Annotated in this window: 21 protein-coding genes and 1 pseudogene; 14 read left to right on the forward strand and 8 right to left on the reverse strand. The window is 63.2% G+C overall.

The annotated features are described in order from the left end of the window. The first annotated feature begins 352 nt into the window (after positions 1-352). The 3 genes from HU762_RS01895 to nahK all read left to right on the forward strand — a co-directional run bounded on the left by HU762_RS01895 (position 353) and on the right by nahK (position 5,498). On the forward strand, positions 353-1,537 hold the full coding sequence (locus HU762_RS01895) for a porin (protein WP_186632135.1): 1,185 nt from the start codon (positions 353-355) through the stop codon (positions 1,535-1,537). Positions 1,538-1,756: 219 nt separating this feature from the next. Next, entirely contained in the window at positions 1,757-2,920 is a 1,164-nt protein-coding gene (gene nosP / locus HU762_RS01900) for a nitric oxide-sensing protein NosP (protein WP_186632138.1), read from the forward strand. Beyond that, the gene (gene nahK / locus HU762_RS01905) at positions 2,850-5,498 is read left to right on the forward strand and encodes a hybrid sensor histidine kinase/response regulator NahK/ErcS' (protein WP_186632141.1); all 2,649 of its coding nucleotides are present in this window, start codon (positions 2,850-2,852) and stop codon (positions 5,496-5,498) included. Before nosP ends, nahK begins: the two co-directional genes overlap by 71 nt. A gap of 125 nt (positions 5,499-5,623) precedes the next feature. Here the strand turns inward: nahK and HU762_RS01910 are convergent, their stop codons facing one another. From HU762_RS01910 to HU762_RS01935, 6 genes are all read right to left on the reverse strand, one after another. Continuing rightward, entirely contained in the window at positions 5,624-6,289 is a 666-nt protein-coding gene (locus tag HU762_RS01910; RefSeq protein WP_186632144.1) for a response regulator transcription factor, read from the reverse strand. A 53-nt stretch (positions 6,290-6,342) separates the two neighbouring features. Further along, positions 6,343-6,876, reverse strand: coding sequence for a PQQ-dependent catabolism-associated CXXCW motif protein (locus HU762_RS01915; RefSeq protein WP_186632147.1), 534 nt, complete (start codon positions 6,874-6,876; stop codon positions 6,343-6,345). 115 nt (positions 6,877-6,991) lie between these two features. Beyond that, positions 6,992-7,789, reverse strand: coding sequence for an ABC transporter permease (locus HU762_RS01920; protein WP_186611982.1), 798 nt, complete (start codon positions 7,787-7,789; stop codon positions 6,992-6,994). After that, positions 7,786-8,517, reverse strand: coding sequence for an ABC transporter ATP-binding protein (locus HU762_RS01925; protein WP_186632149.1), 732 nt, complete (start codon positions 8,515-8,517; stop codon positions 7,786-7,788). Before HU762_RS01925 ends, HU762_RS01920 begins: the two co-directional genes overlap by 4 nt. Further along, entirely contained in the window at positions 8,514-9,503 is a 990-nt protein-coding gene (locus HU762_RS01930) for a YVTN family beta-propeller repeat protein (protein ID WP_186632152.1), read from the reverse strand. Before HU762_RS01930 ends, HU762_RS01925 begins: the two co-directional genes overlap by 4 nt. 26 nt (positions 9,504-9,529) lie before the next feature. Next, positions 9,530-10,696: an ABC transporter substrate-binding protein gene (locus HU762_RS01935; protein WP_186632155.1), complete on the reverse strand. Its 1,167-nt coding sequence runs from the start codon at positions 10,694-10,696 to the stop codon at positions 9,530-9,532. 178 nt (positions 10,697-10,874) lie between these two features. Between HU762_RS01935 and HU762_RS01940 the strand changes: the two genes are divergently transcribed. Both HU762_RS01940 and HU762_RS01945 read left to right on the forward strand, forming a co-directional pair. Next, positions 10,875-12,128: a histidine kinase gene (locus tag HU762_RS01940; RefSeq protein WP_186632158.1), complete on the forward strand. Its 1,254-nt coding sequence runs from the start codon at positions 10,875-10,877 to the stop codon at positions 12,126-12,128. Next, positions 12,128-12,766 carry a response regulator transcription factor gene (locus HU762_RS01945; RefSeq protein ID WP_186632161.1) on the forward strand — a complete coding sequence of 213 codons (639 nt, stop codon included), beginning with the start codon at positions 12,128-12,130 and terminating at the stop codon, positions 12,764-12,766. The genes HU762_RS01940 and HU762_RS01945 overlap by 1 nt, the downstream gene beginning before the upstream one ends. Before the next feature lie 146 nt (positions 12,767-12,912). Here the strand turns inward: HU762_RS01945 and HU762_RS01950 are convergent, their stop codons facing one another. Further along, positions 12,913-13,557: a pentapeptide repeat-containing protein gene (locus tag HU762_RS01950; protein ID WP_186632165.1), complete on the reverse strand. Its 645-nt coding sequence runs from the start codon at positions 13,555-13,557 to the stop codon at positions 12,913-12,915. A gap of 60 nt (positions 13,558-13,617) precedes the next feature. Continuing rightward, positions 13,618-15,474: pseudogene (gene exaA, locus HU762_RS01955) on the reverse strand (quinoprotein ethanol dehydrogenase). 251 nt (positions 15,475-15,725) lie between these two features. On the opposite strand from exaA, the gene pedF reads away from it, so the two are divergent. The 9 genes from pedF to HU762_RS02000 all read left to right on the forward strand — a co-directional run bounded on the left by pedF (position 15,726) and on the right by HU762_RS02000 (position 25,314). Beyond that, positions 15,726-16,187: a cytochrome c-550 PedF gene (pedF, locus tag HU762_RS01960; RefSeq protein ID WP_186611974.1), complete on the forward strand. Its 462-nt coding sequence runs from the start codon at positions 15,726-15,728 to the stop codon at positions 16,185-16,187. A gap of 5 nt (positions 16,188-16,192) precedes the next feature. Beyond that, a complete protein-coding gene (locus HU762_RS01965; protein ID WP_186632168.1) occupies positions 16,193-17,068 on the forward strand; it encodes a transporter substrate-binding domain-containing protein in 876 nt (291 codons plus the stop codon). Between the two features lie 10 nt (positions 17,069-17,078). Further along, positions 17,079-17,834 carry a quinoprotein dehydrogenase-associated SoxYZ-like carrier gene (locus HU762_RS01970; RefSeq protein WP_186632171.1) on the forward strand — a complete coding sequence of 252 codons (756 nt, stop codon included), beginning with the start codon at positions 17,079-17,081 and terminating at the stop codon, positions 17,832-17,834. A 16-nt stretch (positions 17,835-17,850) separates the two neighbouring features. Next, complete coding sequence (locus HU762_RS01975; RefSeq protein ID WP_186632174.1) at positions 17,851-18,789, forward strand: quinoprotein relay system zinc metallohydrolase 1; 939 nt, start codon at positions 17,851-17,853, stop codon at positions 18,787-18,789. Positions 18,790-18,935: 146 nt separating this feature from the next. After that, positions 18,936-20,711 (forward strand): PQQ-dependent methanol/ethanol family dehydrogenase, encoded by a 1,776-nt coding sequence (locus HU762_RS01980; protein ID WP_186632177.1) that lies wholly within the window; start codon positions 18,936-18,938, stop codon positions 20,709-20,711. Positions 20,712-20,964: 253 nt separating this feature from the next. After that, the gene (locus HU762_RS01985) at positions 20,965-22,485 is read left to right on the forward strand and encodes an aldehyde dehydrogenase family protein (RefSeq protein WP_186632180.1); all 1,521 of its coding nucleotides are present in this window, start codon (positions 20,965-20,967) and stop codon (positions 22,483-22,485) included. A gap of 116 nt (positions 22,486-22,601) precedes the next feature. Further along, entirely contained in the window at positions 22,602-22,673 is a 72-nt protein-coding gene (gene pqqA, locus HU762_RS01990; protein ID WP_003243383.1) for a pyrroloquinoline quinone precursor peptide PqqA, read from the forward strand. A gap of 129 nt (positions 22,674-22,802) precedes the next feature. Next, the gene (gene ercA / locus HU762_RS01995; protein WP_186632951.1) at positions 22,803-23,960 is read left to right on the forward strand and encodes an alcohol dehydrogenase-like regulatory protein ErcA; all 1,158 of its coding nucleotides are present in this window, start codon (positions 22,803-22,805) and stop codon (positions 23,958-23,960) included. Further along, complete coding sequence (locus tag HU762_RS02000; RefSeq protein ID WP_186632183.1) at positions 23,944-25,314, forward strand: hybrid sensor histidine kinase/response regulator; 1,371 nt, start codon at positions 23,944-23,946, stop codon at positions 25,312-25,314. Before ercA ends, HU762_RS02000 begins: the two co-directional genes overlap by 17 nt. Positions 25,315-25,343 lie beyond the last annotated feature (29 nt).

The raw sequence follows: 25,343 nt of genomic DNA on the forward strand, positions 1-25,343 counted from the left end.
TGCTGCGCAGGCCAGCGGGAGCAAGCTCCCTCGCCACAAGAGCGGGTCCGACTTCATTCCCAAGTACGGACACAGCCCCCGTGGCGAGGGAGCTTGCTCCCGCTGGGTTGCGCAGCAGCCCCAAAAACAGACAACTCGATGTCACTGCTCATTGAGTTCATCCTCCCTGCCGCACCCTGCGGCCCACACCAAAAGTACCGCGCCCCGCGCCATCGCCGTCGTACGCCAAAACTGCCGCGCCAGTCCTGCGCTGCCAAAGCACTCGCCAATCACCTCCAAGGCAGCGTATGACGCGCCCTGGTGCCTTTCGATAATCGCCTCCGACATCCCGTCCCCTGTTGCGGAGCGCGCCATGCACAACAATAAAAATACCTGCCTGCGTTTTTTGCCTGCGATCATCGCCGGCTTTTCGACCTTGGGGCTGACGCCTTGGGCCCAAGCCGAAATCATGCTGTATGACAAGGACCAGACGACCTTTTCCACCGACGGCTACATCAACGCCTTCTACGTCAACAGCGACGTGGACCGCGCCGGGGAGCAATTCGATCGCCGCCAATCGCGGGTCAAGATGGGTTTCCTGCCCAACTACCTGGGCTTCAACATGGGCAAGCAGGTCGATGACCTCAAGCTCGGCGCCCGCGCCTCGTTCTGGGTGACCATCAACGACAGCGAAACCAATGGCACCGACACCGCCATCGACGTGCGGCAGTTCTACGGTACCGTCGCCAACCCAGAGTGGGGCGAGGTGCTGATCGGCAAGGACTTCGGCCTGTTCGCCCGCTCCAACATTCTCCTCGATGAACTGCTGGCCGGTTACGGCCAGGTCAGCGACACGCTCGGGCTGGTGGACGGTGGCGGTGTGTCGTTTGGCAACATCGGCAGCGGTTATCCGTATCCGTTCCCGACCTCGCAGATCACTTATCGGACACCTGTCATGGATGGGCTGCGCGTGGCTGTGGGCATCATGGACCCGGTGGACACCAACGACAGCAGCGCCACAGGCAAGGCCTACCAGGAAAACCCGCGCACCGAGAGCGAGGTCACCTACCAGTTCGACCTGGCCGGGGCGAAGATCTACAGCTGGCTCAACGGCAGCTACCAGACTTCCGACAACACCGACTCTAATGTCGAGTCGGTGACTTCCAAGGGCCTGGGCTATGGCGTGCAAGCGAAGATGGGCGGGCTGTCGCTCACCGGCTCCGGATTCCAGGCCAAGGGCATCAACCCGTTCTTCACCAACAATGCCGGCGAAGCCACGTTGCGCAACGTCGACAGCAAGGGTTACCTGCTCCAGGGCTCCTACAAACTGGGCAAGAACCGCCTGGCGCTGTCCTACGGCAAGACCGAGGATGACGGCAACGGCGTGGTCGGCAGCGGCGCGGATTATGAAACCCGTGGCGTCGCGCTGTTCCACGACATCAATGACAACCTCAAGCTCGTGGCCGAATACAACCAGTTCGAGATCAACGGCCACGACACCAGCGCCCAGAATGAAGACACCGATACGTTTGCGGTGGGGGCGGTGTTGACCTGGTAAAGACGAATCGGAACCGTGGCGAGGAAGCTTGCTCCCTCGCCACAAGAGCAGCTTCACATCAACTCGAAGTTTTCGTGGCGGCCCGTACCGTGCGCATCGCGGCGGGGGTTGCCACGGTTCTCATCCCATGGAAGCGTGCACCCGCTACCCAAGTAGCATTCGTGCGCCGGGCCCGGGTTCGTACACTCAGGGCTCTATCACGCGCCGCCGGAGGCGAAGATGCAGCAGGCCCAGAGCGAAGGCGTGGTCAGCGCCATGTCCCAGGCGAAGGACGTCGAGCAGGTGGCCCAGGAACTGGCCCGGCAGCTGCTGCACCCGTACCTGGGTTTCGTGCTGTTTTTCTGTTCCGCCGAATACGACTTGCCGGCCTTGGGCGCTGCGCTGTCCCAGAGCTTTGGTGGGATCCGCCTTGTGGGCTGCACCAGCGCCGGGGAAATCACGCCCCAGGGTTACGGCCGCAACTGCGTAACGGCGGTGGGTTTCGATCATCGGCATTTTTCCATTGCCGCCGAACTGATCGGCGAGATGGAGCATTTCAGCCTGATCGATGCCCAACAGATGGTCGAGCGTTTGGCGGGCGGCTGCCGCAGCAATGCCCTGGCGCCGATCAAGGGCCATAGCTTTGCGCTGACCTTGCTCGACGGCCTGTCCAGCCGCGAGGAAATGGTGCTGGCCGCACTGAGTGCGGCCTTGGGCGATATTCCGCATTTCGGCGGTTCTGCCGGCGACGATAATTACCTGACCCACACTCACGTCTACTTCGAGGGCCAGTTCCACAGCGGCGCGGCCGTGGTGGTGCTGATCAACACCTGGCTGGAGTTCGAGGTGTTCACCACCCATCACATCCTGCCCCGGCAAGAGAAACTGGTGGTGACCGGTGCCGACAGTGCGTCGCGGCGAGTCTACGAGCTCAATGCCGAACCCGCCGCCGAGGAATATGCCCGGCATATCGGCGTGCCGGTGAGCGCGCTGGACTACCGGGTCTTCGCCGCTCATCCCTTGGCCGTGCGCATCAACGACCAATACTACGTGCGCGCCATCCAGCAGGTGCACCCGGACCTGAGCCTGAGTTTTTATTGTGCGGTGGAGAACGGCATCGTACTGACCGCCATGACTCCCGGGCCGTTGCTGCACAACCTGGAAAATCTCTTCGACGGCTTGCAGGCGCGCCTCGGCGACGTGCTGCTGACCATCGGCTGCGACTGTTTCCTCAGGCGCCTGGAGCTGGAAAATCGCGGCGGGTTGGAAGAGATCGGCCAGTTCCTGCGGGACCATCGGGTGATGGGCTTCAACACCTACGGAGAACAGTTCAATGGCATGCACATCAACCAGACCTTTACCGGAGTTGCCATTGCACGCCATCGCGTCCCCGGCCATCGCTGAGCTGCAGGCGCAGGTCGCCGCCCTGCAACATGAAAACCGCAAGCTGCGGCGCATCAACGACGCGCTGATCGAGCGGGTGGAATCCGGCGTCACCCGGGGCAACGATCCGTATGCGGCGTTCCAGCACTCAGTGGTGCTCGCCGAGCAGGTCCGCGAGCGCACCGATGCCTTGAACCAGGCGATGGCCGAGCTCAAGGCCGGCAACCATTTGCTGGGCGAAGCACGGCTGCGGGCGGAAACGGCGCATCGGCACCTGATCGATGCCATCGAAAGCATTTCCGATGCGTTCGTGCTGTTTGACGAACAGCAACGCATCGTCCTGTTCAACAGCCGCTTCAAGGCTTTCTGGGCCCACAGCCGGGTGCGGATCATCGCCGGGATGCGCCTTGGCGAGGTCAAGCGCCTGATGACCGCCAACGGCTTGTTCAGCGAGGAAACCCGCGGCCAGCCCGATGAACCGGTGCTGTATCGTTTGCAAAATGGCCGCTGGTTGCAGGTCAGCGAGCGGCCGACCCAGGAGGGCGGGCGGGTGATCCTGTTCACCGACATCACCGACGTCAAACTCAGCGAAACCGTGCGCCGCGAGCAGGCCATCGCGCAGAAATCCCACCTATTGCAGCGTGCCGTGGACAACCTTTCCCAGGGCGTGGCGATGGTCAATGCCCATGGCGTGCTGGAGCTATGGAACCGGCGCTTCCTGGAGCTCAGCGGCCTGGCACCGGTGGCGGCCCATCGGCCGTTCAACGAAGTGATCGCTGACAGTGAGCTGCGACTCCTGACCCCGGCCAGCCGCGACGGCAATGGCCGGCTGATCCACGAATGCGAGCAGCGCCTGTCCGATGGCCGCGTCCTGGAGATCCGCACCCATCCGCTGCCCACCGGCGGCTACGTCAACACATTCACCGACATCACCGAGCGCTACCAGCATGCCGAGGCGCTGAGCGAAAGCGAGCGCTGGATCCGCCTGATCACCGATCACGTACCGGCGCTGATCGCCTATCTCAACGCCGACCTGGTCTACGAATTCACCAACAAGGTCTACGAGCAGTGGTATTGCTGGCCCCGTGGCGTGATGCTCGGCCAGAACCTGCGCGAAGCCCACAGCGAACAGCATTATCAGCGGCTGGAGGCGTATGTGGCCCGGGCGTTGGCCGGCGAGAGTGTGACGTTCGAATTCGCCGAGACCAACATCAACAACCAGGAACGCTACATGTTGCGCTCCTACGTACCCAATCGGCTGGCCAGCGGCGAGGTGGTGGGCATCTTCGTGTTGATCCGCGACATCACCGAACGTCGTCGCACCGCCGAGGCACTGCACCAGGCCTACCAGAACCTGGAGCAACGCGTGCAAGAGCGCACGGCCGAACTGACCACTCTCAACGATCAGTTGCTGCGCGAGATCGAGGAGCGCAGCCGGGTGGAACTGCGCCTGCGCGAGGCCAAGCGCGAGGCCGAGCGGGCCAACCTGTCGAAAACCAAATTTCTTGCGGCGGTCAGTCACGACCTGCTGCAACCGCTCAACGCGGCACGGCTCTTCACCAGCGCCTTGCTTGAACGCCGCGAACCGGTAGCGAACGCGCAGCTGGTGCGCAACGTCAGCAATTCACTGCAGGACGTCGAGAATCTGCTCGGCACGCTGGTGGACATTTCCAAGCTCGATGCCGGCGTGATCAAGCCTGACGTCGCACCGTTCGCCCTCAGTGAGCTGCTCGACAATTTGGCCGCCGAGTACGTCCAGGTCGCGCGTAGCGAGGGCCTGGCGCTGCGCTTTGTGCCGTGTTCCGTGCTGGTGCGCAGCGACATCCAATTGCTGGCGCGAATCCTGCGCAACCTGTTGAGCAACGCCATTCGCTACACCCCCCATGGGCGAGTGGTGCTGGGATGCCGGCGGCACGGTGATCGTGTATCAATCGAGGTCTGGGACACCGGCATCGGTATCGCCCAGAATCGGCTGGAGGAGATTTTCCAGGAATTCAAGCGCGGCGACGTCCAGCGGCCGGACCAGGATCGTGGGCTGGGCCTGGGACTTGCCATCGTCGAGAAAATCGCCGGCATCCTCGGCCACCGGATCCAGGTGCGCTCATGGCCGGGCAAAGGCTCGGTGTTCGCCGTCGAGGTGCCGATCAGCGCCACCGCGCCCAAGCCGCTGCCGTGCCTGGCCATGAGCGAACCAATGCTCGAGCGCCTGCGCGGGGCACGGGTATGGGTCCTGGATAACGACGCGGCGATCTGCGCCGGCATGCGCACGTTGCTGGAGGGTTGGGGTTGCCGGGTAGTCACGGCACTGTCGGAGCAGGACCTGGCGCGGCAGGTGGATGGCTACCGTGCCGAAGCGGACCTGTTGATCGCCGATTATCACCTGGACCATGACCAGAACGGCGTCGACGCCGTGGCCCGGATCAACGCCTGCCGTACCTCACCGATCCCGGCCATGATGATCACCGCCAACTACAGCAATGAACTCAAGCAGCAGATCCGCGAGCGCGGCCACACGCTGATGCACAAGCCGGTGCGGCCGATGAAACTCAAGATTGCGATGAGTCATTTGTTGGGCGGGAACCAGCAGTCAGGCCGCTGATCATTCCCACGCTCCGCGTGGGAATGCATCCCGTGACGCTCTGCGTCACCCGCCAGAAGCGGAACGCGGAGCGTCCCTGGCGACATTCCCACGCAGGAGCGTGGGAACGATCGATCAATTGGTGTTCAGCGCCGCAAATAAGCCCCGAAATCGATATCCCCCGCACTGAGAATCGCCTGCACGCGGTTATGCACGTTGAGCTTGCGCAGGATCGCCGAGACGTGGGCTTTCACCGTGGTTTCGGCGATGTCCAGCGTGTAGGCGATCTGTTTGTTCGACTCGCCCTTGGTCATGCGTTCTAGCACCAGCAATTGCTTGCGAGTCAGGGCCTGGAGCAGTTCGGGCGGGAACGCCGGGGTTTCGTTCAGGCGCCGCCCCGTCGGGCTCTTCTGCGAGCGGATGATGTCGGGCGGCAGGTACACGTTGCCGTTGAGGATCTGCTCGATGGCGTCGGTCATTTGCGAGCGCGGCGACGACTTAGTGATGAAACCCACCGCGCCATAAGTAATGGCTTGCAGGACGATCTGCTTGTCCTGCTCAGCGGAAACGATCACCACCGGGATGGTCGGCGCCTCGTTGCGCAGGTTGATCAGGCCGTTGAGACCGTGCATGCCGGGCATGTTCAGGTCCAGCAAGATCAGGTCCAGGTCGTCGTGTTCGCGGGTCAGCGCCAGGGCACTGTCCAGATCGGCGGTTTCCATCACCTCGCTACCGGCGAAACCGTCGCTGATCACGTTGTGGATGGCTTCGCGAAACAGTGGGTGATCGTCGGCTATCAGGATTTTATACATGGCCATTCACCTCGTTATTGTCGTGTTGGAGCAGTTGCACGCACGCTTGCAGATCAAGGAAAGGGTTCGGGGCGGGCCGCTTGCAGGGGCAGGTTGGCCGCCTCCCAGGCGTCGAGGCCGTCGCGGTACCAATACACCTGTTTATAGCCCATGGCCGCGGCGCGTTTTACCGCGTTCCAGCTCAGCCAGCAATCGGAGCGGCAGTAAAAGACCAGCGGTTGATCGGCGCGCCCGGCGGTGGCTTTGCGCAAGTGAAAAGTGAAGTAATCCTGCCAGGTCGCATCCAGCTCGCCGTCGCCGGTATTGGCCAGCCACAGGCTGCCGGGCAGATTGGAATGAGGCTCTGTGTCAATGAAACGGCCCTGGACCCAGGGGCGACGATAGACATCGATCAGCACCGGAGCGGGCGTTTGCCCAAGCAAATGCTGCAAGGCTTGGGTGTCGAGGGTTTGCGCGCCTTCGGCGGTCGCAGGCGTCGGGCTGCGGTACTGAGTGAGGCGATAACCCGCTGCGGAAAACAGCGCGGTGTCAGCCTGCGCGACATTCAGCGACAGGCCCAGCAAGACAATCGCCAGCAAACGGGGCATAGGATTTATCCTTTTTGTTATGCGCCCATTACATGCCAGGGTCAACGTCTTGTGAATGCGACCATAGACAGGAAAACCGCTACTAAAGTAGTAAATTCCCCTTCGTGCGGCCCCATTAGGCCTGGCTGGCCTTGCGCAACGCCGCATGCTGCGGATTGAACGTCCACACCGCCAGCAGCGCAAACACCAGCGTCAACCCCAGGCACACCGCCAGCGCCAGCAAGTTGAATTGCTCATACAAGGCAAACCGCACCAGTTCCACGCCATGGGTGAACGGGTTGACCGCGCACAGCCAATACAGCCAAGGGCTGGCCTCGAGCATTTTCCACAAGGGGTACAGCGCCGAAGACAGGAAGAACATCGGGAAGATGACGAAATTCATCACCCCGGCAAAGTTCTCCAACTGGCGGATCGCATTCGATAGCAACAAGCCCAGGGCGCTGAGCATCAAGGCCACCAGCAGCAGGGCCGGCAGTGCTGTCAGCAGGCCGATGGCCGGTGGCTGCACGCCGTACAACCAGGCGATGGCGAGGAAGGCGTAGACCTGCAACAGCGAGATCAGCGAGGTCGCCAGCAATTTACTCGCCAGCAGGAAGGCCCGGGGCAGGGGGCTGGTCAGCAATACGCGCATGCTGCCCATTTCCCGGTCGTAGACCATCGACAGCGAACCCTGCATCCCATTGAACAACAGGATCATGCAGGCCAACCCTGGCACGATATACACCTCGTAGGGAATGTAGGTGTCGTAGGGCGCGATGATGGCGATGCCCAGCGCCGCGCGAAAGCCGGCGGCGAACACCAGCAGCCACAGCAAGGGTCGCACCAGGGCGCTGAGCAACCGCGTGCGTTGCAGCACGAAGCGCAGCCATTCGCGCAGGACGATGCCGCTGAAGCACTGCCAATATGCGCTCATCGCGCGGGTCCCCCGGCGGTCAGGCGAGTGAAGGCCGAGCCGAGGCTGCCACCATGCCCAAGGCTTACCTCCTCGGCGCGACCGCTGGCGACCAGCCTTCCCTGGTGGACGATCAGCAAGTCGTCGCTGGGCTGCACTTCGTCCAGCAGATGGGTGGTCCAGAGCACGCTGATGCCTTGTTCGCGACACAGCTGGCGAATATGTTCGCCCAGGGCCTGGCGACTGGCCGGGTCGAGGCCGACGCTCGGTTCGTCCAGCAGCAACAGTTGCGGTTCATGGAGCAGCGCGCGGGCGATCTCTACCCGGCGGCGATGCCCGCCGTTGAGGTCGCGGACCCGTTCATGGCGCCGCTCGGTCAACTGCTGGCGGGCCAGTTCGGCATCGACCCGGACGCCGCCCTGGCGTCGCGAAATGCCCTGCAGCGCGAGGTGATAACGCAGGTTCTGGTCAATGCTCAGGTCCAGGTCAAGCGTGCTTTGCTGGAACACCACACCCAACTGACGCAGGGCCTGGCGGGGCGAGGTTTGCAGCGAATGGCCGCCGACATGGACCGTGCCGCGCTGCACATCGTAGAGCCGCGTCAGCAGCGCAATCAGCGTCGACTTGCCAGCCCCGTTGGGCCCCAGCAGCGCGGCGAAACGCCCGGCGGGCAGGCTGAAACTCATCTGGCGCAAGGCTTCCCGGGTACCGTAGGCGAAGTCCAGGTCACTGACTTGCAGCGCGTTCATGGCGTCACCACCACGCCCCAGGGATAGCGCCCGACCTTCACTGACTTGAGCACCTTGCGGCTTTGCACGTCGATCACCGAGACGTCGCCGCTGACGCCATTGGTCGCCAGCAATTGTTTCTGGTCCGGGGTGAACGCCAATTGCCAGACCCGTCGGCCCACCAGCAGGTAGTCCAGGACTTCGAAGGTTTTCGCGTCGATGACCGCCACGTGATTAGCCGGGCCCAGGGCGACGAACGCCAGGGCGCCGTCGGCACTGAGCTTGATGCCCACCGGCTGCACTTTGTCCGGGTGCACGCCTTTGATCTTGAAGGTCAGGGTCTTGAGGACCTGGCGCGTGGCAACGTCGAGAATGGTCAAGGTCCCGCCGATCTCCGCCGAGGCCCAGAGCTGTGTGCCGTCGCGATTGAATTCAACGAAGCGCGGGCGCTGGTCCACCAGGGTGTTGTCCGCCAGTGTCTGGGTACTGGTGTCGATCCAGTGCAGCATGTTGGTGGTCTCGCTGGTGTTGACCGCCCATTTGCCGTCCGGGCTGACGGCCATGCCTTCCGGCTCGACGCCGACGCCGATCTGGCCCAGTACTTCGGAGGTCTGGGTGTCGATCACCGTGACCAGGGCGTCGTCTTCGTTGGAAACATAGAGCCAGCGGTCGTTGGGGTGCAAGGCAAACTGCTCCGGGTCCTTGCCGGAGGGCAGTTCCTTGATGATCTTGCGGGTGGCGACGTCCATGACCTGGACGCGGTCCGAATCGCTGGCGCAGATGTACAGCAAGCGATTGTCGTGGGACAGCAGCAGGCCCCGGGGGCGCTGGCCGACCGGCAGGGTATCGATGACTTGCAGGCTCTGCATGTCGATCAGGCTCAGGCTGTTGTCTTTTTCGTTGGAGACCCAGGCGATGCCAGCGGTGGCAGGGCCGGCAATCAGCAGCGCGGCGCCGAGGGCGAGCACCTGGCAGAAAAGAGCGGGTTGAAACGGCGTGCGGCGCATGGCGTTTTCCTTATTGTTGTTATCGATCAGGGGTAGCGGCAGCTCACTTCAGGCTGGTCGTAGCCCAGGCTGTCCATTTCGTTGAAAGGGTGCAGGAAGCCGTCCTGGGGCGAGGTGCTGACCAAGGCCCTTGGCTGCACCAGCGCAATGGGTTGGCGCAACTGGCCGTTCCAGGGCCGATAGCTGAGCTTGCGGCCCTTGAACCCGTCCAGGGGCAGTTGGTCGCTGAGGGCCAGTTGGCGGATGGCGAGCGGGTCGTCCTGGCGCAGCTTGCCGGCGGCGGCGGCGATGCTGCGCACGGCGATCCAGGCAGCAAAGTCGCGATCGTTCATCCAGCGCCCGGCGAGGGCTTCGAAGCGTTTTTGCAACTGCGCCGCGCCGTAGGTCTCGACGGTCTTGTGCCAGCCGGTGGGCGTCAGGCCCTGAGTCCCTGCTACTGGGCGCGGATACCACGTCTGGTAAGGCACATATTCGCCGAAGTCGCCACGCTCGTCGGCCACCAGCACCACGTCGTACTCGGCGGTCTGGGTGAACAGCGGCATGTCGGCCTGGGCGCTGCGCCGCTGGTCGTTGTCGAAGTGCCAAGCCTTCTCGGCGACGATCTTCATGCCGAAGCGTTTCATGGCCCGGCGCAGCGCGCTGGCGTAGGCCTGGTCTTCAGGCGTCTGGCCGACGATCAGCAAGGCCCGTTGCCATTTGCGCACGACGCTGAACTGGATCAGCGCATCGGCCAGCGTCGCCCGGTCGGGCAGGCTGTGCAGCACGTTGCTCAGGCAGTCGGTGCTGCGCAGGCTGTCATCGGGGCTGCCGGCGTTGAACAGCAGGCTGTCGGGCAGGGCGGCGCTGAGTTGGCGCAGGCTCGCCGCCGGCGCATTGACCACAAACAGGCGCAGGCCTTGCTCATGCTGGGCGCGAGCGGCCTCGAGCAGGGCTTGGGGACTGTCGACGCTGGTGCTTTCGAGGCGATAGTCATGCTTGAGGAAACGCCCCGTGCTGTTGCTGTCGATGATCGCCAGCTCGGCCCCGCGCAGCCCGGCATCGGCAGGCTCGGCGATCACGTTGGACAACAGCGGGCCAGCGTCGGGCTGATAGCCGAGGTAGCCGATGCGCACTTGCAACGGCACGGCATCGCCGGCTTGCACAGTGGTCGCTGCCAGCAGGGATACCAAGGCGTAACTGACGAGCCGGCGCATAAGACCTCCATTGCGGGTAGCGTCAGCATAGGAAGGCCGCGGCCTCGGGGAAATATGTAGAAAGTACCGCCGGGGCAGTACCAAGGTAGTAAATCGCCCCGGGCCTTGGGGTTTTAGGATGCAGATAGTCGTCATTCGCACAGGGGATTGCTGTGAATCAGGAAATGGATTGCTAGCTATGTCAGCCCTCTGGCGAATCAATCTTTGGGTCACGATTTTTTTCGCCCTGGTTACCCTGGCGTGCGCAACGCTGCTGTTGCACCAGGCCATGGCCGATGTGAAGCGCGAATTGCAATCGGCCGAGTCGGTGGTGCACTACCTGAGCGAAACCGCCCAGCGCGACCCGGCCAGCCTTCAGTCACGACTCACCGGCAGCCTGCGTCACGTGCGGGTGCGCTGGTTGGCGCCAGGGGAGACGTCCCCAGCGGTCGAGGACGGGGTGAAAGCCTGGGCAGGGCGGCGGTTATTGGCCGACGGCCCCGCTGCTCAAGTGGTGAACCTGGATGACGGCCGTCGGGCCTGGATTGCCGTGGATCCTCGGGATGAAATCGACGAGATCCTCGACTCCCTGGCGCAACTGCTCGGGGTCTGCGCGATGGCCTTGCTGGTCAGCCTGTTGGTGATCCGCTGGGCGGTGCGCCGGGGTATGCGTTTGCTTGATGAATTGCTGCATGCGCTGCATCAAGTGTCCGCCGGGGACCTGCAGGTGAACTTACCGGCCGGAGGCGTCTCGGAGGCCCAGCGGCTGGCGGAGCATTTCAACCGGATGACCGCCGCCCTGGCCCAGACCCGAGCGGATAACACCCGGCTGACCCAGGCGTTGTTGGCGGTGCAGGAGAAGGAGCGCACGCAACTGGCGCAGACTCTTCACGATGACCTCGGCCAGTACGTGGCGGGCATCCGCGCGCAGGCCTGCCTGCTGCGGCTGGTGATCGATCAGCCGCTGGTACTTGAGCGCGCGGCCAGTGAGCTGGAAGAGCACTGCAATCATTTGCAGCAGGGATTTCGCGCGTTGGTACACGACTTGTACCCCGTGGTGCTGCAGCACCTGCCGCTGTGCGAGGCGATCGGGATGTTGGCGCGGCAATGGCAGGATAGCCAGGGCATCGCCTGCCAATTGCGGATCGATGGCGTGCTGCCGTCGTTGTCCGCACCGAACAATGTCCACCTGTATCGCCTGTTACAGGAAGCACTGACCAACATCGCCCGGCATGCCGGAGCCGGCCAGGTACGGATCCGGATTCAGCACCGCACGGGGCGTTTACGACTGCTGGTTCGCGATAACGGCTGTGGCGCGACGCAACCGGCCCGGCCGGGCGTGGGCCTGCATTCGATGGCCGAACGGGCGCGAAGCCTGGGCGGTGAACTGCGCATCATCAGTCGACCTGGCGCCGGATGGGCGCTGGCCTTGAATATTGCGCTGGAGGTGTGATGAACATTTTGTTGGTGGACGACCATGCGGTGGTTCGGCAGGGCTATGCCAGCCTGTTGCGGGCACTGATGCCGGAACTGCTCGTCCGCGAAGCGGCTTCGGGAGAAGAGGCGCTGAGCCAGGTGCAAGAGCAGGTGCCAAACCTGGTGATCATGGATTTTGGCCTGCCGGGCATCAGCGGTCTGGAAACTACCCGGCGCCTGCGCCAACGCCTGCCGCAGCTGCGGGTCTTGTTCTTCAGCATGCACGACGAATTGCCCTTGGTCCGCCAGGCACTGGACGCCGGCGCCGCAGGTTACCTGACCAAGAATTCCGCGCCGCCAATCCTGGTGGAAGCGGTGAGACGCGTGCTGGCCGGCCATGCCTATATCGAGCAAGCCCTGGCCACCCAATTGGCCTGCGCGGGCAACCGCAACGATGTGGACCCGCGCCTGCAATCGATGACCCAGCGCGAATTGGAGATCTTCGTGATGCTCGCCAAGGGTACCCCGGCGCGCACCATCGCCGAACAGCTGTGCATCAGCGCCAAGACCGTGTCCAACCATCTGACACTGCTCAAGAGCAAGCTGCAGGTCAGCTCCCATGCCGAGTTGGTGCATTTGGGGATCGACATGGGCGTGGTGCGGATTGCCGGTTGAAAGGCTGGTGACCTGTTGCAGATCGTTCCCGCGCTCTGCGTGGGAATGCAGCCTGGGACGCTTTGCGTCCCACCAGAGCCGAACGCGGAGCGTCCGTTTAGGCATTCCCACGCGGAGCGTGGGGACGATCAGCCAGGGGGCCTGCGTCAGCGATCCCAAGTCGTCGGGCAACCGGTGCAACCCTGCATGTTCGCATCCTGGAAATTCCCATAATGCTGGCGAGAGCCATTGAGGTTGGCCTGTTCGAGGTTGCTTTCGCCAAGCTTCACTTCCTGCAGATTGGCATCGCGCAGGTCCGCGCCCTTGAGGTCGGCTTTGCTCAGCCAAGCCATTTCCAGGTCGGCGGCTTGCAGGTTGGCAGCGTGGAGCCGGGCGCCGGACAAGCGGGCGAACTGCAAATAGGCGCCGCTTAGGTCGGCCCGCTGGAATTGCGCGCCCTGGGCAAACAGGCCCCAGCCCTGGATTGCCTTGAGCGTCGCACCGCTGAAGTCCGCCAGGCGCAGGTTGCTCTGTTGCAGGTTTGCTCGGTTCAGGTTGGCGCCTTGCAGCTGGGCTTTCTCCAGGTTGGCCAGGTCCAGCCGGGCGTGACGCAAGTCGGCATCGCGCAGGTCGGCGCCGCTGAGATTCATCTTGCGCAGGTCCTGGTTCGCCAGGTTCGCCCCCCGCAGGTCGGCGCCGGGGCATTGGCTGGCTTCGGCGATGACGCAGCCATTGATCGTCAGTGGAACGTCGGGGGTCTCGGCGTTGGCCTGGGTACCGACGAGCAACAGCACAAAAGACAGATATTTCATGGCGAGAACTCAATGGTTGTGGGGGGCGAAGCAGGTTCGCTCCCCCACAGAGGATTGGAGTTATTGCTTGGCCGTCGCCTTATCCCAACTCGGAATCTTGAACACCCAGAACGACCCGCCTTGGGCGACCGGTTTGGTCAGCTCGGCCATGTCGCCGCCCCACAGCGGCACGGCGCCGCCATAACCGACGGTCACGCCGATGTATTGCTCGCCGTCCTGCTCCCAGGTGACAGGCGGGGAAACGATGCCGCTGCCGGTCTGGAACTTCCACAGCTCCTTGCCGGTTTTCGCATCGAAGGCCTTGAAGAAGCCGTCGCCGGTGCCGGTGAACACCAGGTTGCCCTTGGTGGCGAGCACGCCGGCCCACAGTGGCAGTGGCTCCTTGTGCTCCCATACGACTTTGCCGGTGGTGGGATTCATCGCCCGCAGGCTGCCGACGTGATCGTCGTACATGCGCTTGATGCGAAAGCCCATGCCGAGGTAGGCCGAGCCTTTTTTGTAGCTCACGTCTTCGGTCCAGTACTCCTCTTTCCAGTGGTTGCCGGGGACGTAGAACAAGCCGGTGTCCTGGCTGTAGGCCATGGGGTTCCAGTTCTTGCCGCCGAGGAAGGGCGGCGAGACTTCCACCGGCTTGCCCTTGGTTTCACCGGGCAATGGCTTGGCCGGGCGCTGGCCGGGGTTTTCCACGGGGCGGCCGGTCTTCAGGTCGATGTGACTGGCCCAGGTGATGTTGTCGACGAACGGGAAGGCGTTCTGCAGCTTGCCGTTGTTGCGGTCCACCACGTAGAAGAAACCGTTGCGGTCGGCGTGGGCGGTGGCCTTGACCACCTTGCCGTCCTTGTCCTTGTAGTCGAACAGCACCAGCTCATTGTTGCCGGAGAAATCCCAGGCGTCGTTGGGCGTGTGTTGGTAGAACCACTTCACCTCGCCGGTGCTTGGGTCGACGCCGACCTGGCCGGAGGTGTAGAGGCTGTCGTAATCGTGGGGGTTGCCGTCCTTGGACGTGCGCGCCCAGGTGTTCTATGGGCCGGGGTTGCCTGCGCCGACGATAATGGTGTTGGTCTCGGGATCGAAACTGGCGCTCTGCCAAGGCGCGCCGCCGCCGTGGCTCCACGCTTCGACCTTGCCGGTCTCGGTGGTCTTGTCGTCAGGCCAGGACGGAGCCTTGACGTCGCCGGTCGGCGTGCTGTCCTTGCCATTGAGGCGGCCCATGTGGCCTTCGACAAACGGGCGCATCCAGACTTCTTCGCCAGTGTCCGGGTCGCGGGCGAACAGTTGCCCGACCACGCCGAACTCGTCGCCGGAACTGCCGTGGATCAACAGCACCTTGCCGCTGGTCTTGTCCTTGATCAGCACCGGGGCGCCGGTCATGGTGTAGCCGCCGGCGTGATCGCCGAACTTCTTGTTCCACACCACCTTGCCGGTGTTCTTGTCCAGGGCGACCACCCGCGCGTCCAGCGTCCCGAAATAGATCTTGTCGCCATAGATCGCCGCGCCCCGGTTAACCACGTCGCAGCACGGGCGAATGTTGTCCGGCAGACGATGGTTATAGGTCCACAGGCGCTTGCCGGTCCTGGCGTCGAGGGCGAATACCCGCGAATAGGAACCCGTCACGTACACCACACCGTCACTGACGATGGCCTGGGATTCCTGGCCGCGCTGCTTTTCGTCGCCAAACGAATACGACCAGGCCGGCGTGAGCTTGAACACGTTTTTGTCATTGACCTGGGCCAGCGGGCTCCAGCGCTGGGCGTTGGTGCCCATGCCGTATTGCAGCACGTCCTGGGTGGTCAGGTGGTCGTTGGCGATGTCTTCCCAGGTGACGGCGGCGTTCGCCTGCGGGCCCAGGGCCAGGCTGCCGGCCAGCAGCAAGGCGACGGTCAGGGAGGAGAGGGCAGGTAGCGTTTTTATTGTCATGGTGGGATTTCCCAGTGAGGTTTTGGCCTGACTAGGTTCGGGGCTGGCAAGCCCGTCCGATACGGAAAAAGTCCCGCCCTTGCCGGGAAGATTTCCCAAACCGGCTGTATTTGCGACTTGAGTCGGATGGCCCGCTACCAAGGGAGTAGAACGCGGCCACCAAAGCAGCATTCGGCTGGTGGCGAGCGGTTCCTAAGATGACGGCACGGCTTCCTTGCAGAAGCCTGCGTGCAATCTGAGAGGGCATAACAATGACAACAAAACGCAACGCCATCATCGCTACCGCATTGCTGATAGGGCTGGCTGGCGCAGGCTCGGTATGGGCTCATGGCAACGTAGTGCCCCAGGCAGTGGAAACCCAAGGGCTGACTCCCATCAAGGACACCAACCTGCCATTGGACGCCGATGGGTGGGCCGCGCAGAACCCATATCGCAATGCTCCCGAGCGAGACAAAGCCGTGGAAATCGGTGCCTCGGCCTATAACCAGAACTGCGCCGCTTGCCATGGCCTGGAAGCCAAGTCCGGCGGGATCGCCCCGGACCTGCGCATGCTCGACGCCGCCGAGGCCGGTGATGAGTGGTTCGTGGAGCGCGTGCGTCACGGCGCGGTGCGCGACGGCCGGGTCTACATGCCAAAAATGGCCGATTACTTGAGCCAGGAAGCCTTGTGGGCGGTGCGCACGTACCTTGACAGCGTGCACGTCGAGGAGTGATTGCCATGCGCCTGTTTGCGTGGCTGACGTGCGGCCTGCTGCTGTGGGGCCAGGCGGTGCAGGCGCAAGTGCGTAGCTACGATCAGATGATCGCCGCAGGCGAATTGAAGGTCGCGGTCTACAGGGACTTCGCCCCCTACAGTTTTGAAGACCAGGGCCAGCCCCGGGGCGTGGACGTGGAATTGGCACAGGCCTTGGCCCAGGCGCTCGGCGTACGCCTGGCACTGATCTGGGCGCCACCCGGCGAAAAGCTCGACGATGACCTGCGCGACTACATCTGGCGTAGCAGTGCGCTGCACGGCCGACAACTGGCCGACCTGATGATGCGGGTTCCGTACGATCACGATTACGTCCAGAAGCGCAACGACATCGGCGAGCTGGAAAATGCCCAGGTGGTGATGTTCGGACCGTACCAGCAGGAATGCTGGCAGGTGGCATACGACCGGCGTCGGCTGGATTCGGTCGGCAGCGTCGCGGTGTTCCAGCAGCACCCCATTGGCGTTGAAGTCGACAGCGTGCCGTCGTTCTACCTGACGTCTGTATTCAACGGCATGCTCAGTGCCAAGACCCGCCACTATCCCAGCGTTGCCAAAGCCTTCGCCGCCATGCAAGCGGCGCAAGTGGATGCAGTGATGGCGATGCGAGGGGAAATCGATTGGCAGGTGCACCGAGCGGCCGATCCGCAATTGGCGCTGGCCGAAAACGCTTACCCGAACATGGGCAAGCAACGCTGGGAAATCGGCATGGCGGTGCACGAAAGCAACCGGCAATTGGCCTATGCGGTGGAGGAGGCGCTGGAAGCGTTGATACGCGACGGCAGCCTCAAGGCCATCTATGCCCGATACGGCCTGCGTTACGAAGTTCCCGAAATGTACCAATAGGAGCGCAGGGATGAACTGGCGAGCGTATGGCCTGCTGTTGGGGTGCCTACCGTGGCTGGCGATGGCGGTGGAGCCGGGTAAGGATCCTGTGCCCTCGGTGATGTGGGCCTTTTACCACAAGCAATTGCTCGCCGACGCGCCCTTCGTTTTCGACGAGCGGGTACGCGTGTTGGCGCCGCCCTTCGCCGAGGATGCGCGCCAGGTGCCGTTGGAAATCGATGCGCGGGCGTTCACTGGCGACGTCGTGCGCGTACTGGCCTGGGCCGAGTTGAATCCCTTGCCGAAAATCGTCGATTTCCAGCCATCCGAGAGGGTGCTGCCCTGGCTCTCGGTCCGCATTCGCATCGAGCAGGCCACCCCATTGCGCGCCGCCGTACAAACCCGTGACGGCTTGTGGCACGTCGGCTCGACCCTGATCGACGCGGCCGGTGGCGGTTGCACCGCGCCCAGCGTCGTGCGCACGCAGCCCGGCTGGGAGGAACACCTGGGCGAAGTATTGGGCGGCCGTTATCCGCGCGGGGATTGGAGTCGCCTGCGCCTGCAGATCGCTCATCCCATGGACAATGGCCTGGTGAGCGGCATCCCGGAATTTTTCATCAATCAGGCGCGACTGCTGGACGCCGACGGCCAGCAACTGGCGAGCCTGGAGCTGTTTCCGGCAGTCAGCGAAAACCCCAACCTGGGCTTTGACATCAAGGGCCCCGGGCAGACCCGCCTGGTATTGCGCGACAACAGCGGCAACGAATTCGAAGCGGCCATTCCCTGATCAAAAGGAGCACAGCATGCGCTGGTTGTTGCTGATCTGCCTTGGGCTGTGCCTGCCGGCGTGGTCCGCCACCGATTATTCCCTCAAGCCTCGGCAGATCGCCGAGGGCACGTGGCTGCTGGAGGGCAGCACCGATAATTTCGCCAAGGCCAACGGCGGCAACATCGTCAACACGGCGTTCATCGTCACTGCCGCTGGCGTGGTGGTCATCGACACCGGGCCGTCGAAGCGTTACGGCGAGGCGTTGCGCCAAGCCATCGCCGCGACCACCGACAAACCGGTGATCCAGGTGCTGCTGACCCATCATCACCCGGATCATATACTGGGCAACCAGGCGTTCAGCGACGTACCCATCGGCGCGTTGTCCGGCACCACCGACCTGCTGCGGCAGCAGGGCGATGCGATGGCCGAGAACATGTACCGGCTGGTGGGGGACTGGATGCGCGGCACCGAGGTGGTGCTGCCGACTCAGGTGCTGGAACCCGGCACGCTGAAAGTCGGCGACCATTCGCTGCGCCTGCTGGCGCTTGCCGGGCACACCGGGGCGGATTTGGCGATCTTCGATGAAACCACCGGTGTGCTGTTCGCCGGCGACCTGGTGTTTTACGAGCGCGCCCTGACCACACCGAACAGTCCTGGACTGGATGTCTGGCTCAAGGACCTGGAGACCTTGCAGGCTTTGCCTTGGAAGCAGATCGTGCCCGGCCACGGACCGGTGGCGAGCGATGCCCGGCCTTTTGCGCAAATGCGCGACTACCTGGGCTGGCTCGATCAACTGATGCGCGACGGCGCGGCGCGCGGCGATGACATGGCCGAGATGATCCGCAGCCCCATTCCTGAACGCTTTTCCGGGATCAGTCTGAGTCGTTATGAATTGATTCGCAGCGTCAGTCATCTGTATCCGCGTTATGAGCGGGCTGGGATGAAGCGGGTGGACACCCGCGACCCTGGCTGAGCACGCGTCCCTGTGGCCTCTATGTGTACCAAGGAACTAGAAAACTCAGCACAGCGGGCAATTGTTGGCAGCGGCCCCTGGCCCAAGAATCTGTGGCAGACCGGGAAAATTTCCCGGGTATAACAATAACCGCAGAGGTAGCCGCCATGACCCATCCCGCACGTCGCCAACCCTTCGCCGTGAACCTGCTGCTCAGTGCCATGCTGCTGTCCGGTTCGGCCTTGGCCGCCGTGACCGACCAGGAAATTCTCCAGGATCCGAAAAACCCGCAACAGATCGTGACCAACGGCCTCGGCGTGCAGGGCCAGCGCTATAGCCCGCTCGATACCCTGAACGTTAACAACATCAAGGACCTGCGGCCGGTCTGGGCGTTCTCCTTCGGCGGCGAAAAGCAGCGCGGCCAGCAGGCCCAGCCGATGATCAAGGACGGCGTGATGTACCTCACCGGTTCCTATTCGCGGGTGTTCGCGGTGGACGCCCGTACTGGCAAGAAACTTTGGCAATACGACGCGCGGCTGCCAGACGACATCCGCCCTTGCTGCGATGTGATCAACCGCGGTGTGGCGCTGTATGGCGACCTGGTGTTCTTCGGCACCCTCGACGCCAAGCTGGTGGCCCTGAACAAGGACACCGGCAAGGTGGTGTGGAGCAAGAAGGTCGCCGACCACAAGGAAGGTTATTCCATCAGCGCCGCGCCCATGGTCGTGAATGGCAAGCTCATCACCGGCGTGGCGGGGGGCGAGTTCGGCGTGGTCGGCCAGATCAGCGCCTACGATCCGAAGAATGGCGAGCTACTGTGGACCCGTCCGACCGTGGAAGGCCACATGGGCTATGTCTACAAGGATGGCAAGGCGGTGGAGAACGGGATCTCCGGCGGCGAAGCCGGCAAGACCTGGCCCGGCGATCTCTGGAAAACCGGCGGTGCGGCGCCTTGGCTGGGCGGCTACTACGACCCGGAAACCAACCTGTTGCTGTTCGGCACCGGCAACCCGGCACCGTGGAACTCTCACCTGCGTCCTGGCGACAACCTCTATTCCTCGTCGCGCCTGGCGTTGAACCCGGACGACGGCAGCATCAAATGGCACTTCCAGAGCACGCCGCATGACGGCTGGGATTATGACGGCGTCAACGAGCTGATCTCGTTCAACTACAAGGACGGCGGCAAGGACATCAAGGCGGCGGCCACTGCCGACCGCAACGGTTTCTTCTACGTGCTCGACCGCACCAACGGCAAGTTCATCCGTGGCTTCCCATTCGTTGACAAGATCACCTGGGCCACCGGCCTGGACAAGGACGGGCGGCCGATCTACAACGAGGCCAGCCGTCCGGGAGCGCCGGGCAGCGAAGCCAAGGGCAGCTCGGTGTTTGTCGCCCCGGCGTTCCTCGGCGCGAAGAACTGGATGCCGATGGCCTACAACCAAGACACTGGCCTGTTCTACGTGCCGTCCAACGAATGGGGCATGGACATCTGGAACGAAGGCATCGCCTACAAGAAGGGCGCGGCGTTTCTCGGTGCCGGTTTCACCATCAAGCCGCTGAACGAGGACTACATCGGCGTGCTGCGGGCCATCGATCCGAAGACCGGCAAGGAAGTCTGGCGCCACAAGAACTTCGCGCCGCTGTGGGGCGGTGTGTTGACCACCAAGGGCAACCTGGTGTTCACCGGCACGCCTGAAGGCTTTCTGCAGGCCTTTAATGCCAAGACCGGCGAAAAAGTCTGGGAATTCCAGACCGGCTCCGGCGTGCTCGGCTCGCCCATTACCTGGGAAATGGATGGTGAACAGTACGTCTCGGTGGTCTCGGGCTGGGGCGGCGCAGTGCCGCTGTGGGGCGGCGAGGTGGCCAAGCGCGTGAAGGACTTCAACCAGGGCGGCATGCTCTGGACCTTCAAGTTGCCGAAGGAGCTAGTGGCTAAACGCTAAAACCTGCGGAGAGACGTGGCGAGGGAGCTTGCTCCCGCTCGATTGCGCAGCAATCGCAAAATGTCGGGTCTGCTGCGCAGCCCAGCGGGAGCAAGCTCCCTCGCCACGGTACCTGCGCTGGCCTTGAGCTTGAAACCTACGACCAAATAACGAGAGTCCCCCTGCCAACGACGCATTCGTCCACCGCGCGGGGCTCTCTACCATCGGCCTATCGCCTGTCCCGCGACAGGCATCGACCAGGCAGAGGCCCATCATGATCTACGCACAACCCGGAACCCCAGGCGCCGTCGTTTCCTTCAAGCCGCGCTATGGCAATTTCATCGGCGGCGAATTCGTCGCGCCGGTCAACGGCGAGTACTTCACCAACACCTCGCCGGTCAACGGCGAGGTCATCGGCGAGTTCCCACGCTCCAGCGCCGCCGACATCGACAAAGCCCTGGACGCTGCCCATGCCGCGGCCGATGCCTGGGGCAAGACCTCGGTCCAGGATCGTTCCCTGGTGCTGTTGAAAATCGCCGACCGCATCGAGCAGCACCTGGAAGTCCTCGCCGTCGCTGAAACCTGGGACAACGGCAAGGCCGTGCGCGAAACCCTCAACGCCGACGTGCCGCTGTCGGCTGACCATTTCCGTTATTTCGCCGGGTGCATCCGTGCCCAAGAGGGCGGGGCCGCCGAGATCAACGAACTGACCACGGCCTATCATTTCCACGAGCCCCTGGGCGTGGTCGGGCAGATCATTCCGTGGAACTTCCCGCTGCTGATGGCCGCCTGGAAACTCGCCCCGGCCCTGGCCGCCGGCAACTGCATCGTGCTCAAGCCAGCGGAGCAGACGCCGCTGTCGATCACCGTGTTCATGGAACTGATCGCCGACCTGCTGCCGGCCGGCGTCTTGAATATTGTCCATGGCTTTGGTCGCGAGGCCGGTGAAGCCTTGGCCACCAGCAAGCGCATCGCCAAGATCGCCTTCACCGGCTCCACCCCGGTGGGCTCGCACATCATGAAATGCGCGGCCGAGAACATCATTCCGTCCACCGTTGAGCTGGGCGGCAAGTCGCCGAACATCTTCTTCGAAGACATCATGCAGGCCGAGCCGGCGTTCATCGAAAAGGCTGCCGAGGGCCTGGTGCTGGCGTTTTTCAACCAGGGTGAAGTCTGCACCTGCCCATCGCGGGCGTTGGTGCAGGAATCGATCTACGTGCCGTTCATGGCCGAGGTCATGAAGAAAATCGCCAAGATCAAGCGCGGCAATCCCCTGGACACCGAGACCATGGTCGGCGCCCAGGCGTCCCAGCAGCAATACGACAAGATCCTTTCGTACCTGGACATCGCCCGGGAAGAGGGCGCCGAGCTGCTCACCGGCGGTGCAGCCGAACGTCTTGAAGGCGATCTGTCGAGCGGCTATTACATCCAGCCGACCCTGCTCAAGGGCCACAACAAGATGCGCGTGTTCCAGGAAGAAATCTTCGGCCCGGTGGTGGGCGTGACCACGTTCAAGGACGAAGCCGAAGCCCTGGCGATTGCCAACGACACCGAGTTCGGCCTTGGCGCCGGCCTCTGGACCCGCGACATCAACCGCGCCTACCGCATGGGCCGGGCGATCAAGGCCGGTCGCGTGTGGACCAACTGCTACCACCTGTACCCGGCGCATGCTGCGTTCGGCGGCTACAAGAAGTCCGGCGTGGGCCGTGAGACGCACAAGATGATGCTCGATCACTATCAGCAGACCAAGAACCTGCTGGTGAGCTACGACGTCAATCCGTTGGGATTTTTCTAACGGCCTGTACTACCAACGCACCCCACCCATTGCTCCGAAAGTAGCATTCGAGCCTTGGCCGCCCCATGCATTAATGACCCTGCCGGAATCGCCCGGTACAAGAAGAGGAAAGACCCATGTGGACTAAACCCGCGTACACCGACCTGCGTATTGGCTTTGAAGTGACGATGTACTTCGCCAACCGATGAGTGCTAGCCCGGCCAGGCGCGGTCTGGCCGGGCTACCCATTGGTCTGATTGCATTCGCGGCGGGATGCTTTAGGCTCAGGGTATTCCAAGACAATAAGAACAGGCTTACCGATGAGCCCCCCTGAAAAAATGAGCCTCAGTCCGCTGCGCAAGTTCGTTTCCCCAGAAATCATGTTTGGTGCCGGTTGCCGGCACAATGTCGGCAATTACGCCAAGACCTTCGGTGCCCGCAAGGTGCTGGTGGTCACCGACCCCGGGGTCATCGCCGCCGGTTGGGTCGGTGACGTCGAAGCCAGCCTGCAAGCCCAGGGCATCGACTACTGCATCTACAGCGCGATCTCTCCCAATCCCCGCGTGGAAGAAGTGATGCTCGGCGCCGAGATGTACCGTGAGAACCACTGCGACGTGATCGTCGCGGTCGGTGGCGGCAGCCCCATGGACGGCGGCAAGGCGATTGGCATCGTCGTGGCGCACGGTCGCAGCATCCTCGAGTTCGAAGGCGTCGACACGCTCTACATGCCGAGCCCGCCGCTGATCCTGATTCCCACCACGGCCGGCACTTCGGCGGACGTGTCGCAGTTCGTCATCATCTCCAACCAGCAAGAACGCATGAAGTTTTCCATCGTCAGCAAGGCGGCGGTGCCCGATGTGTCGTTGATCGACCCGGAAACCACCCTGAGCATGGACCCGTTCCTGTCGGCCTGTACCGGCATCGATGCGCTGGTGCACGCCATCGAGGCGTTCGTCTCCACCGGTCACGGACCGCTGACCGATCCCCACGCCTTGGAAGCGATGCGCCTGATCAACAACAACCTGGTGCAGATGATTGCCAACCCAGCGGACATTGCGCTGCGCGAGAAGATCATGCTCGGCAGCATGCAGGCCGGGCTGGCGTTCTCTAACGCGATCCTCGGCGCGGTGCATGCCATGTCCCACAGCTTGGGCGGTTTCCTCGACCTGCCTCATGGGCTGTGCAATGCGGTGCTGGTGGAGCACGTGGTGGCGTTCAACTACAACTCGGCGCCGGAGCGTTTCAAGGTGATCGCCGAGACGCTGGGCATCGATTGCCGTGGGCTCAATCATCGACAAATCCGCACCCGGTTGGTGGAGCACCTGATCGCACTCAAGCGCACCATCGGCTTCCACGAAACCCTCGGGCTGCACGGCGTCAGCACCTCGGACATTCCGTTCCTGTCACAGCATGCGATGCACGATCCGTGCATCCTCACCAATCCCCGGGAGTCGAGCCAGCGGGATGTCGAGGTCGTCTATGGCGAAGCCCTCTGACGAACAGCAAAAAGCCCTGGCCGGGCTGCTGGGGCTGGGCAACCACTCGACACGCAAGAGTCACTACCCGGAGCTCGCGGCGCGCCTGGATGAATTGGAACAAGCCCGGCATCACCTGCAGCAGCTCAACGACCAATTGGAGCAGCGGGTGGCCGAGCGCACCGATGCGCTGCTGGAGGCCAACCATAACCTGCAACAACAGATCGCCCAGCGCGAGTTGGTCGAGCAACAGCTGCGCGATGCGCGGGACGCCGCCCAGGCCGCCAATCGCAGCAAGGACAAATACCTGGCCGCCGCCAGCCACGACCTGCTGCAACCGCTCAACGCCGCGCGACTGCTGATCGCCACGTTGCGTGAGCGCACATTGCCGGCCGCCGAGCATGTGCTGGTGGAGCGCACGCATCAGGCGCTGGAGGGGGCAGAGGATCTGCTCACCGACCTGCTGGACATTTCCCGGTTGGACCAGGCTGCCGTCAGGCCCGATCTGGCACCGTACCGGCTGGATGAGCTGCTTGCGCCGCTGGTGTCGGAGTTTCAATCGGTAGCCGGTGCCGCGGGCCTGGACCTGCGGGTGCGGTTTGCCGATGAGGCGGTGTTGACTGACCTGCGGTTGATGACGCGGATCCTGCGCAACCTGCTCAGCAACGCGTGTCGCTACACCGACCAGGGCGGCATTCTGCTGGCGGCGCGGCGTCGGGGAGGGCGCTTGAGCCTGGAAGTCTGGGACACCGGGCGGGGCATCGCGGCGGATTGCCTGGAGTCGATTTTCCTCGAGTTCAACCAACTGGATGTCGGCCGGGCGGCGGATCGCAAGGGCGTGGGCCTGGGACTGGCGATAGTCGAGCGTATCGCCCATGTCCTCGGTTGTCGCGTGCAGGTGCGCTCGCGTCCAGGACGCGGCTCGGTGTTCAGCATCGAGGTGCCGCTGTCCGCCGAGCGGCCACTGCCCATATCGCTGATTCCTGCGCAGGCGGTTACCGGTAACCCGCTACCGGGCCGTCGCTTGTTGGTCATCGACAACGAGGTGGCCATTCTGCAAAGCATGGCGGCGCTGCTGGGGCAGTGGGGCTGCGAGGTATTGACAGCCACTGACGAAGCGGGCGCCTTCGATGTGCTGCAAGGCCGCGCCCCAGAGTTGGTCCTGGCGGATTTTCATCTCGATCATGGGGTAGTCGGCTGCGAGGTGGTCAAGCACCTGCGTGAGCATTTTCAACAGGCAATCCCGGCGGTGATCATTACCGCCGACCGCAGCGACCAATGCCGCCGCGCCTTGCGCAAACTGAATGCGCCGCTGCTGAACAAACCGGTCAAGCCCGGCAAGCTGCGGGCGGTGTTGAGTCAGATACTCGGGTAGTCGAGGGACCGATGGAGCCATTAAAACGC

It is taken from the genome of Pseudomonas sp. SWRI92 (genome assembly GCF_014268685.1).
GTDB classification, from domain to species: Bacteria; Pseudomonadota; Gammaproteobacteria; order Pseudomonadales; family Pseudomonadaceae; genus Aquipseudomonas; species Aquipseudomonas marvdashtae.

What these genes read in the sequence shown, in the direction of transcription:
- nahK (WP_186632141.1), top strand. Translation starts at nt 2,850, where the DNA reads ATGGCATGCACATCAACCAGACCTTTACCGGAGTTGCCATTGCACGCC.
- HU762_RS01975 (WP_186632174.1), top strand. Translation starts at nt 17,851, where the DNA reads ATGCGCTGGTTGTTGCTGATCTGCCTTGGGCTGTGCCTGCCGGCGTGG.
- HU762_RS01985 (WP_186632180.1), top strand. Translation starts at nt 20,965, where the DNA reads ATGATCTACGCACAACCCGGAACCCCAGGCGCCGTCGTTTCCTTCAAG.
- HU762_RS01920 (WP_186611982.1), bottom strand. Translation starts at nt 7,789, where the DNA reads ATGAGCGCATATTGGCAGTGCTTCAGCGGCATCGTCCTGCGCGAATGG.
- HU762_RS01915 (WP_186632147.1), bottom strand. Translation starts at nt 6,876, where the DNA reads ATGCCCCGTTTGCTGGCGATTGTCTTGCTGGGCCTGTCGCTGAATGTC.
- HU762_RS01980 (WP_186632177.1), top strand. Translation starts at nt 18,936, where the DNA reads ATGACCCATCCCGCACGTCGCCAACCCTTCGCCGTGAACCTGCTGCTC.
- HU762_RS01935 (WP_186632155.1), bottom strand. Translation starts at nt 10,696, where the DNA reads ATGCGCCGGCTCGTCAGTTACGCCTTGGTATCCCTGCTGGCAGCGACC.
- HU762_RS01925 (WP_186632149.1), bottom strand. Translation starts at nt 8,517, where the DNA reads ATGAACGCGCTGCAAGTCAGTGACCTGGACTTCGCCTACGGTACCCGG.
- pedF (WP_186611974.1), top strand. Translation starts at nt 15,726, where the DNA reads ATGACAACAAAACGCAACGCCATCATCGCTACCGCATTGCTGATAGGG.
- HU762_RS01965 (WP_186632168.1), top strand. Translation starts at nt 16,193, where the DNA reads ATGCGCCTGTTTGCGTGGCTGACGTGCGGCCTGCTGCTGTGGGGCCAG.
- HU762_RS01945 (WP_186632161.1), top strand. Translation starts at nt 12,128, where the DNA reads ATGAACATTTTGTTGGTGGACGACCATGCGGTGGTTCGGCAGGGCTAT.
- HU762_RS01930 (WP_186632152.1), bottom strand. Translation starts at nt 9,503, where the DNA reads ATGCGCCGCACGCCGTTTCAACCCGCTCTTTTCTGCCAGGTGCTCGCC.
- HU762_RS02000 (WP_186632183.1), top strand. Translation starts at nt 23,944, where the DNA reads ATGGCGAAGCCCTCTGACGAACAGCAAAAAGCCCTGGCCGGGCTGCTG.
- nosP (WP_186632138.1), top strand. Translation starts at nt 1,757, where the DNA reads ATGCAGCAGGCCCAGAGCGAAGGCGTGGTCAGCGCCATGTCCCAGGCG.
- HU762_RS01970 (WP_186632171.1), top strand. Translation starts at nt 17,079, where the DNA reads ATGAACTGGCGAGCGTATGGCCTGCTGTTGGGGTGCCTACCGTGGCTG.
- HU762_RS01895 (WP_186632135.1), top strand. Translation starts at nt 353, where the DNA reads ATGCACAACAATAAAAATACCTGCCTGCGTTTTTTGCCTGCGATCATC.
- ercA (WP_186632951.1), top strand. Translation starts at nt 22,803, where the DNA reads ATGAGCCTCAGTCCGCTGCGCAAGTTCGTTTCCCCAGAAATCATGTTT.
- HU762_RS01940 (WP_186632158.1), top strand. Translation starts at nt 10,875, where the DNA reads ATGTCAGCCCTCTGGCGAATCAATCTTTGGGTCACGATTTTTTTCGCC.
- HU762_RS01910 (WP_186632144.1), bottom strand. Translation starts at nt 6,289, where the DNA reads ATGTATAAAATCCTGATAGCCGACGATCACCCACTGTTTCGCGAAGCC.
- HU762_RS01950 (WP_186632165.1), bottom strand. Translation starts at nt 13,557, where the DNA reads ATGAAATATCTGTCTTTTGTGCTGTTGCTCGTCGGTACCCAGGCCAAC.